The sequence below is a fragment of the Candidatus Zixiibacteriota bacterium genome, from assembly GCA_040752595.1.
Classification (GTDB): domain Bacteria; phylum Zixibacteria; class MSB-5A5; order WJJR01; family WJJR01; genus JACQFV01.
Genome location: JBFMGX010000005.1, coordinates 126,878 through 143,757, shown reverse-complemented (window position 1 = coordinate 143,757; position 16,880 = coordinate 126,878). Strand labels below are relative to the sequence as shown.

The following is a 16,880-nucleotide window of genomic DNA, read 5'->3' as shown; positions in this document are numbered from 1 at the left end:
AAGGGAGCTGACGTGAGTCGTTGTTGCAGTGCCATTGATGCCGTGGCCATCCAGTATGTTCGCGAGCTGGCGGTCGTGCTCCGGACAAAGGACCTGGCAAACGTGAAGTCCTTCTACCGGCGGTGGGAGGGCATCATGGACATGGCGCCGATGCCGGATGATCGGCAGCTCGAGATCGACATGCACAAAATGATCCTGGAGCTACCGGCGTTGACCGACATGCACGCCGATTCACTCGCGTGGCTGGCGGAGCGCGACGAAGTCTGGGATGTGCGCGGCAACAACTGCACGCACGGGTGTGATCCCGGCTCGTGCGGTCGTCAGGCGGTCGGGTGATCGGCGGGCGGACGGAATGGCGGTGACGAGTGATGCGGCGTAGCGGACGAGTTCCCTGGGGTGAAGTCCGGGTCGGTATCGTGATTCTCTTCGCGTTTGCCGTGCTCCTGTGGGCCGCGTTCAAGGGAACAGGGATGACGGTCTTTGAGAAGACGAAATCCCTGGAGACGTATTTTGACGATGTCGGCGGCTTGGTGAGCGGCTCCCCCGTGTGGCTCGGTGGGATCGAGGTGGGGCGAGTCACCGGCATCGAGTTCGTGCAGCGCGACCGTCCGGGGAGCATCCGTGTGCAATTCCGCATTACGGACGACGCGTGGGCCCTGGTCTCCGATTCATCGACGGCGGCGATTGGAACGGTCGGGCTGATGGGAGACAAGTACCTGTCGGTCACGTTGCGAGCGCCCGGAGACCCACCCGCCACTCCGGGCGCGACGTTGAAATCGACCATTGCCGGGGACCTGACCACCGCCTTTGCCAATGCGCCGGAGATGATGGACAATCTCAATGCCTCGCTCGGACACCTCAGTGCGATCCTGACCAGGGTCGAGCGCGGCGAGGGGTATCTCGGTCGGCTGACCACCAATGGGAGTTCATCGGATGCGATCGACTCGGTCGTCATCGCCTCGCGGCGGTTGCTGGTCGATCTGGGGAAGGCCCAGGAACGGCTGGTGACCGCGATGGAGGGAACCGCCCGTTCCTTCGACTCGCTCTCTCATGGCGTGCTGCACGGCGGCGGCACATTGTCGCATCTGGTCTGGGACTCGGCGCTCTATGTGGAGCTCACCGATGTGTCCCGACGCGCCCATGCACTCGTGAGTCGTTGGGAGCAGGGCCAGGGGACTCTGGGCAGGCTCTCGGCCGATTCGTCTCTTTATGTTGAAGCACGGGATTTGGTGAAAGAGACCCGGCTGTTGATCGACGATATCACCGCCAATCCGAAGAAATACTTCAAGGTGAGCGTGTTCTGATCGGATCCTTCGCCCGTGGTGATGAGGGTCTCCTGCGAACGGATGCCGTTGGCGTCAGACGGACCACAGTGATCGAGCACCTCAATCACACCGAACGCCTCCAGGCGTTGATCGATGGCGTCAAACCCGACCGGCCACCCGTCGCGTTGTGGCGGCATTTCTATCGCGATGAGGATGACCTTGATCGTTTTGTCGAGGCCATGGTCACCTGGCAGAAGCGCTTCGACTGGGATCTCCTGAAGATCAACCCGCGCGCCTCATACCACTATGAACCGTGGGGTGTCATCATGCGCCCCAGCCCCGATGAACTGACCAAACCCGAGCGGGTCGGTTTCCCGATCAGCAACCCCGAAGACTGGGCCAAGGTCGCGCCTGTGTCCGTGAAGCACCCGATGTTCGACTTCCAGTTGCGTGCGATCGCGCGCATTCGTCGGGCGCTCCCGCCGCCGTTTCGCATCGTCATGACGGTCTTCAACCCGATCTCGATCGCGGGGGATATGGTACCGACGGACGCGGTGTTGCAGGAACACCTGCGTACGGTACCGGACGCCGTCGAGTGGGCGCTGACCGCGATCGCCACGACCTTTGCCGATTTGGTGGTCGAAATGCGCAACGCCGGCGCCGATGGGGTTTTCTTCGCCACGACGCAATGGGCCTCGGCGGAGCGCCTGACCGTGGATGAACTCCGACGCTTCGCGCTGCCGTACGACCGCTTGGTTTGGGATGCCGCCGGCGGTGATGCTTTCAATGTTCTGCACGTCTGCGACACGAAGATCCATCTGGCCGAGTATCGCGAGTTCCCGGCCGCGCTGGTCAACTGGGATGCCACCGATCCGGACAATCCCTCGCTGTGCGATGGCCATGCGGCTTTGGGTCGTCCGGTCATGGGTGGTGTCCCCTACATGAGCGAGCTTGTGAACGACACGCCAGACATCCTGGAACAGAAGATCCTGCGTCTGATCAGTGAGAATGGCGATATTCCCTTTGCGGTCGGTCCGGGATGCGCCATTCCGGTGACCGCGCCGGATGAGAATGTCGCCGCGATACGCAGAGCAGTCAATGCGGTGGGTCGTTGAAGGTTGCGTGTCAAGGGGCTGAAGCCCCTTGTCCTCAAGTCCCAGCAGGTCGCCGACGGGCACCTCATGAAGCCGGGAGGATAGGTTTGTCATGCTGAGCGAAGCGAAGCATCTGCTTTCCTTCCCCTATGAAGAAACAGCAGATTCTTCACCCCGCCGAAGAGCGGCGGGTTCAGAATGACAGTGTGGGATGGTCTATTGGCAACTTACTAGAGTCGCGAGGGTCAGTGTTGGACAGTCAAGCCCTGCTCAGGGAAATCATCGAGATGCTTGGGACCGGTGGCCTCCCCAATGACGTGTTGGACCGGGTCGTGGCGATGCTGCACGAGCGCGTGCGCCACTACACCTGGGTCGGCATCTACCTTCTGGACGGCGCGGAACTCGTCCTCGGACCATACCGGGGGAAGCCCTCGCCGCACACGCGCATCCCGCTGAACAAGGGAATCTGCGGGGCGGCGGCATCGCAGCAGGCGACCATTATCGTCCCCGACGTGAATGCCGATCCACGGTTCTTGGCCTGTTCTCTGGAGACCAAATCGGAGATTGTTGTACCGATCATGTCCGGGAGCGAATGCCTCGGCGAGATCGATATCGACTCCGATCAACCCGATGCGTTCGATGACACGGATCGCCGGCTGCTGGAAGCCGCCGCGACGCTCCTGGTCCCGGTCCTCAGACGGATCGACCGCCGAGCCACTGACAGATGATCCCCCCCGCCGTGTTCGGCAGTGTCGAAGGCCCGGTCTTTTGGATCGGCTTCATCGTCTTGGTTCTCCTCCTGCTGGCCCTGGACCTGTTCTGGTTCCATCGCCGTCCCCACGCCATCGCTCCCAAGGAGGCACTGAAATGGGTGTGCTTCTGGGTCGGGCTGGCGGTGCTGTTCAATCTCTTTGTCTACTTCAAACTGGGCACACAGAGCGCGCTGGAATTCGCCACCGGGTACCTGGTGGAAGAGGCGTTGAGTCTCGACAACGTCTTCGTCATCGTCGTCATCTTCCGTTACTTCCAGGTCCCGCCCCAGTATCAGCATCGCACACTGTTCTTTGGCATCCTCGGCGCGATTGTCCTGCGCGGGGTGTTCATCATCACGGGGGCCGCGCTTTTGGCGCGATTCCACTGGATCATCTATGTCTTCGGCGCTTTTCTCCTGTTCACCGGAATCAAGCTCGCCGTGCAGGAGGAAAGCGGTGTGCACCCGGAGCACAACCCGGTCCTCAGGTGGCTGCGCCGTGTCATGCCGATCACACGGGACTATCAGGCCCAGCGGTTCTTTGTGCGCCGTCCCGAGGGATTGGCCGCCACGCCGTTGTTCGCCGTCCTGGTCATGGTCGAAGCGATGGATGTGGTCTTTGCACTCGATTCCATACCCGCGATCTTCGGCGTGACGCGTGATCCGTTCATTGTTCTGACCTCCAACGTGTTTGCAATCCTTGGCCTGCGCTCGCTGTTCTTCCTCCTGGCCGGCATCATCGACAAGTTCCACTACCTGAAGTACGGGCTGGGGCTGGTGCTCGCCTTCATCGGTGTCAAGATGCTGATCTCCTGGCGCATCGAAATACCCATTGCCGTGTCGCTGGGGATCGTGGCCCTTCTCCTGGGTGGATCGATCGCGTTGTCGTTCCTGCGACCGGCACTGCCGGACGGGCTGCCGCGGGAGAAGCGGCGCCTCCGTCGTCGCCGCAACACGAAGACAGAGCCGCGGGCTTGAGTGGTTCGCGTCAGGAGCGCAGCACCCCCGACCGGGAATCAATCGGTTCCACAACCAGGGACGCGATCTCGTGGCTCTGTGGCGCCGGGTGCCCACACCCGGCGCGGGGGGGGGGGGGGGGGGGGCCCCCCCGACCGCACCTCCAAGCTTGTGAAACCGATTCTGCTGTGCTTGGCTACTTGCTGAACAGTGAATAGTAGAGGACGCGGGGAGCGTTGATAAACCCGGTCCAGAAGAGACTCGGGCAGTGGCGCAGACGGCGGCGCGAGTAGGCGATGGCCTTGTCCCAGTCCTCGGCGAACGGCACATATAGGCGGTGCACGATGCCGTTTTGCAGGGCCGCCGCCTCACCGGGAGCGCCGTTGAGGCCGCTGAAGTAGTCTCCGGTCGTGAGCTTGTGGATGAGGTGCTGGCGCGGGACGCCGAGCAACGTTTGTGTCTCGAAGCAACCCGGGCCGACACCGGCGGGAATGACGACTTCGTGGACAAAGCGGTGGATCAGCGGCACGTCGTGCGTGGCAAACTCGAGGAATGCGCCCTTTGCGAGGAGACGCTGTGCCAAAGGCAGCATTCTACGCTTCATCTCCGCCACGTCGGTCACCGCCAAGTTGGTCGGTTCATCGTAGATGCCGATGCAGAGGCGAATGCGACATCCGTCCGGGAGCGCCTCCACGTCGGCGGCAGTGCGTAACAGTCGCGATTGGAGCACGGTGCCGACGCCACGCCCGTGCTGGGCAAACAGCCGCCGGTGCAGTGCCAGCGTGAAGTCGGTCCACTGGTGATTCTCCATGTCGATCGTGGCACGGATATGATGCGCCGCCGCCGTGCCGACGACACGGGCGACTGCCGTGGCACAACCGTCCCAATCGACCGCGGCCGGATTCACGACGAGTCCCGCTTGGTCTTTGGGCGCGATCGCAAACGATGAGGGCTTCAGACTGATCGACGGACGCAGCCGCTCCGCCAGTTTGCTGAACCGGGCGTCATTGGCAATCGCGGTGATCAGGTTCGTGTAGATCTCGATATAGTGCTCAATATCGCCCACGGAGGCGGCATCTTCACCCAGCACGTCAACCGTGGCGGCCACTCCCGCGTGGGCGAGCTCGCGCGCCTTCGCCAGCGCCGCCTCCATTGAGTTGCCGGCGACGTATGGACCCGCGAACAGCCGGATCGCCTGCTTGGGCAAAAGCTCAACGGTGCGTTCGCGCAAGTTCATAGTACCGCCACTGAGTCAGGTTACAGGCCGATGCAGAGCCAGGCAATTCTCTTCTCGATCTTCGTGACAGGAGAGAGAAAAGATTGACAGGGCGCATCCCGATCGGGGCGGCCGCAGCCGGCGGGCAACTCCGCAGACAGTCCCGCACTTCAGCCGTGTGTGTCAGTACTACTGCTATTGCATGCCAGCTTCGGTGACTTCGACAGATAAGATCGTGACGGATCTGAAACGAACCAAAGCTCCAGGAGCAAAGTGACGGGGTGTCCCGGTCGAGGACACCCCGTGGATTTCAAGGGGGAGGTCGGCCAGAGTACTGGTTTTGGGGGGGGGCAAAACGTTCCCCCGACCTTCCGCCCCCACATGTCGCCTCAGTCGGTCATTGCAGAGTCCCCACTGGGACAACCTCAAGATGCGCCGAGATGTTGCGGCGTATGTTCTCAATTATGGTACGGCGATTGCTGGTTTGGTTTGGGTCGAGCCATCGCGGACCGGTGCGGAACCAGCGATCAGCCGCAAAGACCAAGTGCCCAGTTGCCGCGGCGCCGGATGGCACCGAGAAGCTCCCGTTCACCAAGAACTCGGACGCATAGTCCGTCGCAAAGATGTAGTTCTCCCCCCGACCGTCGCGCCAGATCGTTCCCGTGACGGCGATGGCACGGCCCGCCATGTCACCGGTGAGTCCCGGCTGTATGACGAACTTCAGACATTCGTAGGTCCCGGCGGGAACAACGGCGGTGCCGAGGTCATCCTCGTTGCCGTCAAAGGCGAGCAGATAGGGACCGGGATGACTGATATCCGCATCGTTTTGGTCGCGACTTTCATCCTCCGCCGTGATGTTCGTGTCGACGGCGGTCGCGGTGGCGGTCAGCCGCAGTGACCGGAGCACGAGAGCGCCGCCCGTGATCGTAACCGAATCGGGCTCGCCCGGCAAAGCCGTCGGCAGACGTTGCGCTTCGTCGTCGATGACCCCCGGACCGTCCGAAGCAACCGTGCGAATCTCGACAGCCCAGTTCGTGGATGCACCCGGTGCAGGACCGGATCCGGAATCGCCGCCGCACCCCCATCCCCCCACAGCGATCAGTGCGGTCGACACGACAGCCAACATTCTCTTCATGATTCCTCCCCTTCACGTGTCCTGTGGTCTCCGGTCGTGGTTCTATCGCACCAGCACCATTTTGCGGACGGCGGTGCTGCGATCATCGGTAAAGCGGGCGAAATAGATCCCTGATGCTACGGCATGTCCGGCGGCATCGCTGCCGTCCCACGTGACCTCGTGCATTCCCGGCGCCAGGGATCCGGAAAACAGTGTGGCGACATGGCGTCCGAGAATGTCATAGATCTGCAGCGCGGCATGATCGGTTCCGGCACTCGAAAACCGGATGGTCGTGGCCGGGTTGAACGGATTCGGCGCGTTGTCGACTTGCGTCGCCCAGTCGAGGCCGATCTCCTCCTCGTCGCCCGCGCCGGCGCTCAAAGAGACTTGGAAGTCACAGGTCATCGGCGACCCCGGTGCCGAGATGTTGGTGATGGTCACATACGTCGGCGTGCCTGCGTAGTCATGGGAATTCGGCGTACTCGCCGCCGAGAACGTCGTCTTGGAGGTGCTGCCGGGGAAGGGATCGCCGCTGTCGCCGTAATCGATGTTCTTCTCCATTTCCCACAGGCCGTCGGCCTGTTCCAGCGCAACCAGGTAGTGGCCGGTCAATGTATGTCCCGGGTACCATTCCTTCGTGTTCGTCACCTCGGCATCGTCGATGTGCCAGATGAGAAGTCCCGACGCGGGCAGTCCGAGGTCGTATCCCACGCGCTCGCGGTTCTCGATCAGGAAGTACTCATCCCCCAGTGCGCCGTCCGCCCACAGCCGATAGACGGTCGGGGAAGTCTCCACCGACGGCAGTGAAACGCCGGCCATGTTAGCCGCGACATTCGTCGGCGTGAGGAACCCCACTTGGGCCTTGCACCACGCGTCCATGTGAGCCGGCGAATTGCCCAAGGTTCCATTCCAGGAACCCGAGGCCATCAACGACCACTTGCCGATGCCCCGCGAGCTGCCGTCGACATCATAGAGATCCGGCAACCCGAACAGGTGGCCGATCTCGTGCGCGTAGACGCCGATGGTCATGTCCCCAGGCGTGTTCCAATACTCCGGTTGGATGGAATATGTGCTGATGCGCACGCCATCCTTGAGACGCGAAGGCACAATCCCCCACTTGTGGGACCAGATGTCGGTCTGCAGCCCCGTGAACTCGGCGCCGCGGCCGGCATGGACGATCACGACTCCGTCGACATACCCGTCGCCGTCGTTGTCGTAGTTTGCGAAATCGACCACGGGATCGACCAGATCGACCAGGTCCTCGCACAACTTCTGCGTGTTCTGCGGATAACTCCCGAGACCGAAGTTGTTGTTCACATAGTACGCGTACGTCTGCGGGAGCCGCTGCCAGCCGATCGTGGAAGGAAGATGGACGGTGACCATGGTGAGCGTGCCATAGGACATCTCACTGTAGAAGTCGCGCACGGTCGAGGGCTGATCGCCGAACATCAGAGTGTCGAACTTGTAGGCCGAGACGGACGAGGTCTTGTCGGAGAAGTCCGCGCAAATGGCCAGCAGATTGAACGGACCGGCATGTTGATACGCCGGGTCGATTCCCCCACCCGGTTGATCGATGCCGCGCGCGGCGAATGATGCCCGCATCTGCTCGTAGCGATTGACTCCCGCCGCCCATTGCGGCGAACGGGTGACGCCGTCGGCGTCCCCCGGGTAGGGCGGCATCCCGGAGACCTCAAACAACACCCCCGTGACACCCAGTGACAGGATGCCGAGAATTGTCCCCCAGATCGTAATGGCCACGTGTCTGCGCCGCATCAGGACCGTCCCTTCATCGTTGATGGCACCTGCCGCCAGATGAGATCTGGCAGTGCCCTTGTCTTATCCATGCGGTCGATTCTCAGCTGAGCCCAAGAAGAGCTTGCGGGTAGTGAACTGCGACAGTGCCCCACGGGCCGCGTTCTGGCGCTCGAACCGGACTGGCTGATGATGGATTGGTCCAACATGGTTCCCCCCTCTTGCATCCCGGATCTTCTGATCGACGAGTCAGGTTTTGGCAAAGGGTGTGCCTGAGGCTCGTTTGGCCTCGGCTCTTTCGTGGATCGACGACGCACCACGTTGTGTTTCAACGCGTTAGGAGCAGTTCCATCGGCACCGGAATGTCGATTTCGCGCCTTCATGGCACACTCGAAAGGAGTCATGTATGGCCCGAATCCCAGTGTGGATGGGGATCATTCAGATAGGTGGGGGAGAATAACAGAGATACTCGTCAAGAGACTTTCAGAGTGTGCTGGTCCATTGGTCCACCAGTTGCTCGGCGCAAACTTTGCGACGCAAGAAACGACGCCTGGGCAACAAACTCCTTGACAAATGAAGAGATAGCGCGGTTGTTATTAATACGCGGGGACGCGGGGGAGTTGATGCGATTGCCACCCCGAGAGGAGTTCCCGTACGGCGGAAGATTCTCGACACTTGTGATTCACTCAGGAAGGAGGCAAAAGATGGCACGATGGCGTGTGTTCCTGGCCGTCTCTTTGGCTCTGATGCTTGCGGCACTGCCGTGGTCGCCATGTGTGGCGGACGATCCCGGTCCAGGGGGTGGTTCACCTGCGGATGGTCATCCTTGGGATGATCAGGCCACCGACGGATTCACTCCCCCGGGGCCGGGGAACCCGACCGACATGGGCGCGCCTATAACCAAGTCACCGCTGGTTGTGGGCTCGACGCCGATGCTGGCCGGCTCTGTGAAGTGGGTGGGAGATGCGATGCTCCGCGTCATCCGGCATCTCCAGAGCACAAACTTCACCGGCAAGTCAAAGAACATCGTTTCGCGACGGCGATAACCCGAGCGGATAAACATGAAGCCCCTTCCTCACCACGACGCGGTGATGCCGCGTCCGCCGCTCCGTCAGGTCCAAGTCTTGCTGGACGAGAAGAACTGGCCGTCCGCAGCCGCCTTGCTGGAGGTGCACCGGGAGGAGTCTCTCCGCGAGGGCTCGTCACCCGACTACGGTGTGTGGTGCCTGCTTCGGGCCCGGCTGGCGGCGGAGACAGGTGAGTATCGGGACGGCGTCGATTGGGGACGCCGCGGTCTGATCGCCTTCCAAGCGTCGGCGGCCGACGACTTCCTCGGTGATGCACACAGCGTTCTTGGTCTGGCCTACCTCGGGCTGGGTGATACCAAGAACGCCCGTATCCATGCCCGCGACGCACTGGCGATCTACCGCCGCCTGGACGATGAGTCAGGGATGATGCGCGCCTACAATGAACTGGCGCGCATTCATTTTGTCCGTGGCGAGTATGAGGCGGCCGACGATTTCCTGAGTGACGCCATCCAGATTGCGCGTCGCCGGCAGGACGCCGAAAAAGAGGCGATGCTCCTCGGCAATGCTGGTCGTGTCTGCTTGCTGCAGGGCCGATGGTCGGAGGCACAAGAGGCGTTGTCGGCGGCCCATCAGTGCGCGGTGTCGGCCGGCAATCGTGTGTCCATTGGGCGCAACCTCTTGTCCATGGCGTACCTGGCCATCCTGCGTCACGATTTCCGCGCGGCGTCATCGCAGTTGGACGCGGCGCTCACCGTGATCGAAGATGCCGGCCTGGTGCGCGAGCGTGCAGTCTATTTCGAATACTCCGGGTGGTGGCAGTATGAGCAAAAACACTGGATCGCCGCCAAGGAAGCATTCCGTCGCGCGCTGGAGATCGGCCGTCGTCTGAGTGACGAGAATGACATGGTCTCGCAATCGCTGCGCGGCTTGGCGGAGTGCGAAGCGGCCCTTCAGGATTGGCCGGAGGCCAAACGGCTGGCCGAGCAGGGATTGGCTGTCGCGATCGCGATCGGGGATCGCGCCGAGGTCGGCTGTCTGTACCGCGTGCTGGCGCGCGCGCAGGCGCGTCTCGGTGATCACACCGACAGTCGGGCGACACTGGCGAAAGCGACCGAGTGCCTCACCTTCGTGGGGGATGTCTACGAACGTGCGCGTTTGGCGATCGCCCGCTCGGAAGTTCTGGCACTGGTTTCCCCGGCCGACCATATAGCGCCGACCGCCGCTCTGGACGAAGCGGTGCAGTTGTACTCACGTCTCGGGGCCACGGACAACATCACCGATGTACAGTGGCTTGCCGTGGACAGCTATCGCCGTGCTGGGCAGATCACTGAAGCCGTCGCCTTGGCCCGCCGGTTGATCGCGGCGATGCCCACGAACGGCGCCGCTCCCGACCGGATGCGTGAATTGGTCGCCGGTCTGGACGGGGATTGTGTCGGCCACGCGACGTCACCCCGCAATGAATTCCGCCTGGTGGGTATGCCTTGGACGGCCGAGTCGCTCGCCGCTGCGGCCCATGCCGAGAGCGCCGGCGACGATCTGCAACAGACGATCGCATTCTGTCGTACGCGGCTGAACGCCTCGCGTGTCCTATTATTGGAAGTGACCGCCGACGGGCGGCGGTCGGGCCGCGTCGTGGCACAATCGGGCGGCTCCGAGGGTTTCGCGCAGCGCGTGGCGGCGTTCGCGGCCAGTGCCTATCAGCGTGAGTTGCCCACCGATCAACCACGCTATCATTGGTCTCTCCTTGGTTCGCCGCAATTGACGGCGCATCTGGTCGATGAAACCGGTCGATCACCGGTGTCGGTGATCTCGGTCCCCGTCGAGCTGGGGCCGGCCTCGTCCGGGATTCTCTATCTCGATCGCATCGCCGAAGAACCCGCAAACTCAGAATCGGGTTTCAGCCCCCGCGATCTCGATTTCGCGGTGGCGTATGCGGAGATCGTCGCCTGGCGTTCCATGAAGCTGCGTTCCGAGGGATTGCTTCGTGATGTGCAACGGCTGCGCGACCAATTGGGGCGGGAGTGCGAGTTCCCCAGCATCATCACGCAGAATGCGGCGTTCCGGGAGATTTTGGCCCGGGCCCGGCTGATCGTCGATGCCGATGTCTCTATCCTCCTGCAGGGCGAGACCGGAACGGGCAAAGATCTGTTGGCCCGTGCCATCCACTACTCCGGCAATCGACGCGATCAACGATTCGTGCAGGTCAACTGCGCGGCACTGCCGGAAACGCTGCTGGAGAGCGAGTTGTTCGGTGCCCGACGCGGGGCGTATACCGGGGCGGATCGCGACAAGATCGGACTGTTCGAAGAAGCCGACGGCGGCACGTTCTTCCTCGACGAGATCGGCGAAATGCCGTTGTCGATTCAGGCGAAGTTGTTGCGCCTCTTGGAAACCAAAGAGGTGCTCCGCTTGGGCGACACGAAGCCGCGTCCCGTCAATGTCCGTGTCATTTCGGCCACCAACCGGAACCTGACGCAGGAGATGGAACGCGGCACCTTCCGACGGGATCTCTTCTACCGCCTGACGCCGCTGGTGTTTGTCTTGCCGCCGTTACGCGAGCGCCGTGAAGACGTCCCGCTGCTCATTGATCACTTCCTCGACGGCATAGCGGCGGAGACGGGGCGGACGGTGCGGTTGTCTTCCGAGGTCGTACGCGTCCTCTGCGCCTACCACTGGCCGGGAAACGTGCGTGAGCTGGAGAACGAGATCCGCAAACTGGTCCTCTTGGCGGAGCCCGGAGCGGTCATCGGTCCGGATCGTCTCTCGCGCAAGTTCGCCGAGGAGTCGCCCGCAGGGTCGGTTCCCGCCGCCCAGCCGATGCCGGAACGGTTTTCCCTCTACGATCACATTGCCCGGATCGAGCGCCAGTTCATCGTCCGCGCTCTTGGGGAGTGCGGCGGCGTGAAAAAGCATGCCGCGCAACGGCTGGACATTCCCGAATCGACGCTGCGGCTGAAAATGAAGATCTACGACATCGATACGGACTGATCCACTTTCGTTTCGATGATGTCGCTGCCGCCCTCCTCGGGAGGGCGTTTCCTTTGCAATGGGCCCGCCGTGATGGGTCTGAGATTCGCTGGTTCCGACGTTGCCGCCGGGCCGGACGCGGATTAGATTCCGGTCGGCGCCATGCCCCGTTCTGCGGCCGAACACATCTGGTACTCCCTGCCTCCTTTGGAAGCCGACGCCGCCACTCAAATGGCGCTGGATGCCGTGCTGCTCGCGCGGTGTGAGCGCAGACCCGGCCTTGCCTACCTGCGGTTCTATCGCATGGTTCCCCCAGCGGTAACCATCGGACGACACCAGCGTTGGCGACACGTGATTGATCCTGAGGCGTGTGCCGCCCATGGTTGGGACTGGGTGCGTCGTCCGACCGGCGGCGGCGCGCTGTTACACCGGGATGAAATCAACTATGCGGTGGTCGGCGGCCGCCGCGTCATCGCCGCAAGTCCATCCGTCGGATTCCGTGCCATCTTCACCCGCATCATCCGCGCTCTTGCTTCCGGCGCGGAAGAGCTGGGACTCAATCCCGAGCTTCCGGCCCGGCACGACGGCGCTTCGGACACACGGACAGGAAGACAGCACGGGCTCTGCGGTCGCTCGCTGACCCGGCATGAGTTGGGACTCGGTGGCGGCAAGTTGGTCGCCGCGGCACAATTGCTTGAGCCCTCCGCAGTTCTGCAACATGGGACGATCTATCAACGAGCCCCTGACCCCGACGATCGCTTTTGGCCGTTGGGACCCAACGGCTTGGCCGAGGAATCCCGCGAACAACGCTGGGTCGATCTCGGGGTGAATCATCGCAGTACATCTTGGGTCGAACTGGCCGCTGTGCTCCAGCGGGGGTTCCAGAAGGCTTTTGCCGTCGACCTCGACACCTCGGAGCCTGGATCAGACGTCATGCACGAGGTTGGGGGACAGGTGGCCGCTTGGCAGCGGACCGGATGGCACCGCCGATGCTGAGAAAACACGCGGGGCGCGGGAATATTGGCCGCCGTCGCGAATAACGGGGTGGGGAGGCAGGCCGCGGCGCAGGCTTGGCAATATGTCCGTGAGCCAGCCCGCCGCGCATGGGATGGAGGCGTTTCTCCTTGACTTAAGGTCGAATGGCAGAACAAGTTTGAGTTTCGCCCTCCCGCCGGGCGGGCCGCCTTTCGGCCATCATGGTGGGTCGGGCAGGGGAATGGAGACTGGGCCGGACATTGCGGCAGGTCATGCTTGGGTAAGCAATGAGGTTTGGACGGCGGTGATTCGCGCCGGGAGGATATCGGTATGATCCAACGCAGGATGAAGCGTTGCGGCGGGACTTTGGCGAGCTGGGGTCTGATCGCGCTGGCGGTCCTACTCATTTCAGAACCGCTGCAGGCGGGCGTCACTGGGAAGATCGCCGGTCTCGTGGTGGACAAAAAAACCAAGGAAGCGATTCCCGGTGCCGTGGTGGTGATCGAGGGCACGACTCTGGGCGCCAAGACCGACGTGGATGGGAAGTACACGATCCTGGCCGTGCCCCCGGGAGAGCACTCGGTGGAGGCGCAGTTGATCGGACGGACGGCCGTCATCGTCCGTAACGTCACCGTCAAGCCCGACCAGACGACGAACGTCAATTTCGAGATGGAAGAGAGCGCGGTCGAGCTCAAACCGATCGAGGTCATCGGCAAGCAAGACATGATCCAGATGGACCAGGCCTCGACCAAGCGTGACGTGACCGCCGAAAAGATCAAGACCATGCCCGTGGTGAACGTGGGCGATATCCTCAAGACCACCGCGGGAGTCACCGTGCGCAATGACCGTTTCCATATCCGCGGGGGCCGTTCCTCCGAATTGATCTACACGGTGGACGGCGTCTCGATGTCCGACCCCCTGGGGGGCCGCGGCGCCACCGCTTCGTTGAACCTCTCCGGGACAGAGATCGAAAACGTGTCTGTCGTGAAGGGGGCATGGTCCCCGGAGTACGGCGGCACGTCGGGTTTGGTGAACGTGTCCACCAAAGAAGGCGACCGTACGGTCACGCAGGGGCACGTGCAGTATTTCACCGACAACTTCGGCAGCAACAAGCTCAACAAGTATTCCTTCAACTACCAGCGCTTGGAGTTCACTTTGGGCGGTCCGGAACCGCTGATCACGCGCCGTCTGCTGCCCCAGCTCGGTCTGCCGAACATGGCCGACAAGCTCTCGTATTTTCTGAGCTTCGACTTCGACCGCTCCGACACTTACACTTGGTTCAATCGCTACACGACGTCGAGCACACGGGCCACCTATCGCAATACGAAGTTCCTCGGCATGATCATCCCCGACCGGCAGGAAAACGCCGGGAATGCCCTCGTGAAGCTGACTTACCGGTTGCATCCGGACATCCGCATGACCGGTATCTTCAAGCGTTCCTACGAGCGCGCCCAGTCGTCGAACACCCTGAGTTGGAACTACCGGTACACACCCAACAGCCACCCTTGGATCGAAGATCGCAACGATGCCTACAGTCTGCGCTGGACGCACAACCTCGGTCCCTCGACCTACTACGAGGTCCTGATGTCCCGCTCATCGCGCTACTACTGGCAGCGGCCCGGCGATCCCACCGATCAGGGTGGAACGATGAATCCCGACGATTTCCTGTTCCCCAGCCAGTCCGACCAGTATCTGGACCGCAACGGCAATGGTCGCTGGGATCCGGCCGAGAAATGGGTCGATAGCTACCCCGACGGGCGGTACAATTTCGGCGACATCTATTTCGACCGGAATGAGGACGGTGTGTTCAATCCGCCTCCGCAGGATGATCCACTCCTCGGGGACAGCCTAGTCTATGACTTCAACGGCAACGGCCGCTACGACTTCAACAGCGGCGAGCAGTTCATGGACGCCAACAACAACGGACAATACGACGTTGGTGACCTGTTGACCCTGGACGGTAACCGCAATGGGATGTACGATCCCGGACGCGAGCTCCAGTCGTATGCCGTCGAAGGCACTCCGAACGACCGTCCGGAACCGTTCGTTGACGGCGATCAGTCCTTGGGCGAGCCATACACCGATGTCAACCACAATGGTGTCTGGGACGGGCCGGGGGCGATCAATGGGTATCCCCTCGGTGAGCCGTTCGAGGATCTCTCGTATGACGGCAAGTACCAGAGTCCCGGCGATACGTGGGTCCCGGGTGTGCCCTTCCGTGACCTGAATCAGAACGAGACGTTCGACGCGAGCGCGACGCCGCCTTCGGGACAGTGGTCCAACATCGACGCCTATTATAATGAAGGGGAGCCCTACTATGACCGGAACGGCAATGGGCGTCGGGATGCCGCCGAGGGATTCTACGACTACGGCTGGGACGAGGACGCGGTCTGGCACGTGCGCACACCGGTGACGAAGACGCTCAAGGTCGATCTGGTCAGCCAGGTTCGTCGGGAGCACGAGGTCAAAGTCGGCATGACGTACTCGGCCTATGACCTGAAATTCGATGAGCTGCTTCAGCCTTACGTGTACGACGTGAACGCGCTGAACGACGGCGGGCCCTACCCCGGACGGGGCTCGGTGCGCGACTTCTACCATCAGACCCCCAAGTCCGGGGCCTTCTATGTCGTGGACAAGATGGAGTACGGGCAGATGATCGCCCAAGCGGGGTTCCGCTACGAGTTCTTTGTGCAATCGGCAGGTGCCAAGGAGTCGGCGCGCGTGCTGTTCTCAGACACGGGTCGTGTCGAGGACTATCGCGACAAGTTTGCGCCGCGCATTGCCTTCTCCTATCCCATCTCGGACAAGGCCAAGGTGTTCTTCAACTACGGCCACTTCTACCAGTTGCCCGAGCTCTACCAGATGTACCGTCGCTCAACGCAACTGTATTCGGTGACGGGAACCTTTGGCAACGTCAACCTCGATTTTGCGAAGACGATCAAGTACGAGTTCGGCGTGCAATACATGCTGACACCGGAATACTTGTTGTCGATCCAAGGGTATTACACGGACGACTTCGGTCGCGTCAGCGAGTCCAAGGAGATCGGCGTCCGTCTGGAACGGAACTACTACGAGAACTCCGACTACTCGCGCGCCCGCGGGTTGGAGCTCGAGCTGGAGAAGCGATACGGCAACTATGTCTCCGGGTCGATGACCTACAATTTCTCGTATGCCTACGGGAAATCGTCGGCGGAAGCGCTGGACTATTTTGAGAACTTCTATGCCCGGACCGGGGGCCGCTTCCGCATCCAGGAATTTCCGCTGGATTGGGACGAGCGGCACAAAATCACCCTGATTCTCGACGTCCGCGTTCCCGCCCGCGACCACCCGAAGTTGTTCGGTTTGCGGATTCCCGATAACTTCGGGTTCAACGTCTTCTGGCAGTTCGGTTCGGGATTCCCCTACACGCCGGACAAGGACCATCCCGGTGTGCGACGCACGTTGGTCGGCGGCGAGGACCCGCTGACGAATTCGGAGCGTTTCCCGTCTCACAGCAACGTCGATCTGCGGTTCAACAAGGACTTCAAGTTCGGCCGCCTCGACTACACGTTTGAGATCTGGGTATACAACCTGTTCGACAACCGCGACATTCAGACGGTCTACACCGCGACCGGTCGCCCCGAGACCGGCGAAAATCAGGGGCCGGGAGTCATTTATCTGAGCGAACGCGATCCTGATCCGCGCAACTGGGGCGAGGGACGCCAGGTTCGTGTGGGCGTGGGCGTGAACTTCTGATCGGGCCGTGGCCGTGGAAGGCATTG

The 16,880-nt window shown here is 61.9% G+C and carries 12 protein-coding genes; 9 read left to right on the top strand and 3 right to left on the bottom strand.

Annotation, left to right across the window (positions count from 1 at the left end; all coding sequences use genetic code 11):
• Positions 1-12: 12 nt before the first annotated feature.
• The 5 genes from AB1792_02950 to AB1792_02930 all read left to right on the top strand — a co-directional run bounded on the left by AB1792_02950 (position 13) and on the right by AB1792_02930 (position 4,088).
• Positions 13-336, top strand: a complete 324-nt coding sequence (locus AB1792_02950) for a hypothetical protein (protein ID MEW5701170.1) — start codon at positions 13-15, stop codon at positions 334-336.
• A gap of 32 nt (positions 337-368) precedes the next feature.
• A complete protein-coding gene (locus tag AB1792_02945) occupies positions 369-1,304 on the top strand; it encodes an MlaD family protein (protein MEW5701169.1) in 936 nt (311 codons plus the stop codon).
• 68 nt (positions 1,305-1,372) lie between these two features.
• Positions 1,373-2,380, top strand: coding sequence for a uroporphyrinogen decarboxylase family protein (locus tag AB1792_02940; protein MEW5701168.1), 1,008 nt, complete (start codon positions 1,373-1,375; stop codon positions 2,378-2,380).
• Positions 2,381-2,607: 227 nt separating this feature from the next.
• Positions 2,608-3,087 (top strand): GAF domain-containing protein, encoded by a 480-nt coding sequence (locus tag AB1792_02935; protein ID MEW5701167.1) that lies wholly within the window; start codon positions 2,608-2,610, stop codon positions 3,085-3,087.
• Positions 3,084-4,088 (top strand): TerC family protein, encoded by a 1,005-nt coding sequence (locus AB1792_02930; GenBank protein ID MEW5701166.1) that lies wholly within the window; start codon positions 3,084-3,086, stop codon positions 4,086-4,088. The genes AB1792_02935 and AB1792_02930 overlap by 4 nt, the downstream gene beginning before the upstream one ends.
• Before the next feature lie 175 nt (positions 4,089-4,263).
• On the opposite strand, the gene AB1792_02925 is transcribed toward AB1792_02930, so the two are convergent.
• From AB1792_02925 to AB1792_02915, 3 genes are all read right to left on the bottom strand, one after another.
• Positions 4,264-5,304, bottom strand: coding sequence for a proline dehydrogenase family protein (locus AB1792_02925; GenBank protein MEW5701165.1), 1,041 nt, complete (start codon positions 5,302-5,304; stop codon positions 4,264-4,266).
• A 376-nt stretch (positions 5,305-5,680) separates the two neighbouring features.
• On the bottom strand, positions 5,681-6,418 hold the full coding sequence (locus tag AB1792_02920; protein MEW5701164.1) for a hypothetical protein: 738 nt from the start codon (positions 6,416-6,418) through the stop codon (positions 5,681-5,683).
• Between the two features lie 42 nt (positions 6,419-6,460).
• Positions 6,461-8,170, bottom strand: a complete 1,710-nt coding sequence (locus AB1792_02915) for a M6 family metalloprotease domain-containing protein (protein ID MEW5701163.1) — start codon at positions 8,168-8,170, stop codon at positions 6,461-6,463.
• A 683-nt stretch (positions 8,171-8,853) separates the two neighbouring features.
• On the opposite strand from AB1792_02915, the gene AB1792_02910 reads away from it, so the two are divergent.
• From AB1792_02910 to AB1792_02895, 4 genes are all read left to right on the top strand, one after another.
• On the top strand, positions 8,854-9,195 hold the full coding sequence (locus AB1792_02910; protein MEW5701162.1) for a hypothetical protein: 342 nt from the start codon (positions 8,854-8,856) through the stop codon (positions 9,193-9,195).
• A gap of 15 nt (positions 9,196-9,210) precedes the next feature.
• Positions 9,211-12,165: a sigma 54-interacting transcriptional regulator gene (locus AB1792_02905; GenBank protein MEW5701161.1), complete on the top strand. Its 2,955-nt coding sequence runs from the start codon at positions 9,211-9,213 to the stop codon at positions 12,163-12,165.
• A 141-nt stretch (positions 12,166-12,306) separates the two neighbouring features.
• A complete protein-coding gene (locus AB1792_02900; GenBank protein ID MEW5701160.1) occupies positions 12,307-13,140 on the top strand; it encodes a hypothetical protein in 834 nt (277 codons plus the stop codon).
• 309 nt (positions 13,141-13,449) lie between these two features.
• A complete protein-coding gene (locus AB1792_02895; protein MEW5701159.1) occupies positions 13,450-16,854 on the top strand; it encodes a carboxypeptidase-like regulatory domain-containing protein in 3,405 nt (1,134 codons plus the stop codon).
• Positions 16,855-16,880: the final 26 nt, after the last annotated feature.

Coding starts and splice junctions, on each gene's coding strand:
- AB1792_02945 (MEW5701169.1), top strand. CDS start 369: ATGCGGCGTAGCGGACGAGTTCCCTGGGGTGAAGTCCGGGTCGGTATC.
- AB1792_02930 (MEW5701166.1), top strand. CDS start 3,084: ATGATCCCCCCCGCCGTGTTCGGCAGTGTCGAAGGCCCGGTCTTTTGG.
- AB1792_02925 (MEW5701165.1), bottom strand. CDS start 5,304: ATGAACTTGCGCGAACGCACCGTTGAGCTTTTGCCCAAGCAGGCGATC.
- AB1792_02920 (MEW5701164.1), bottom strand. CDS start 6,418: ATGAAGAGAATGTTGGCTGTCGTGTCGACCGCACTGATCGCTGTGGGG.
- AB1792_02915 (MEW5701163.1), bottom strand. CDS start 8,170: ATGCGGCGCAGACACGTGGCCATTACGATCTGGGGGACAATTCTCGGC.
- AB1792_02910 (MEW5701162.1), top strand. CDS start 8,854: ATGGCACGATGGCGTGTGTTCCTGGCCGTCTCTTTGGCTCTGATGCTT.
- AB1792_02905 (MEW5701161.1), top strand. CDS start 9,211: ATGAAGCCCCTTCCTCACCACGACGCGGTGATGCCGCGTCCGCCGCTC.
- AB1792_02900 (MEW5701160.1), top strand. CDS start 12,307: ATGCCCCGTTCTGCGGCCGAACACATCTGGTACTCCCTGCCTCCTTTG.
- AB1792_02895 (MEW5701159.1), top strand. CDS start 13,450: ATGATCCAACGCAGGATGAAGCGTTGCGGCGGGACTTTGGCGAGCTGG.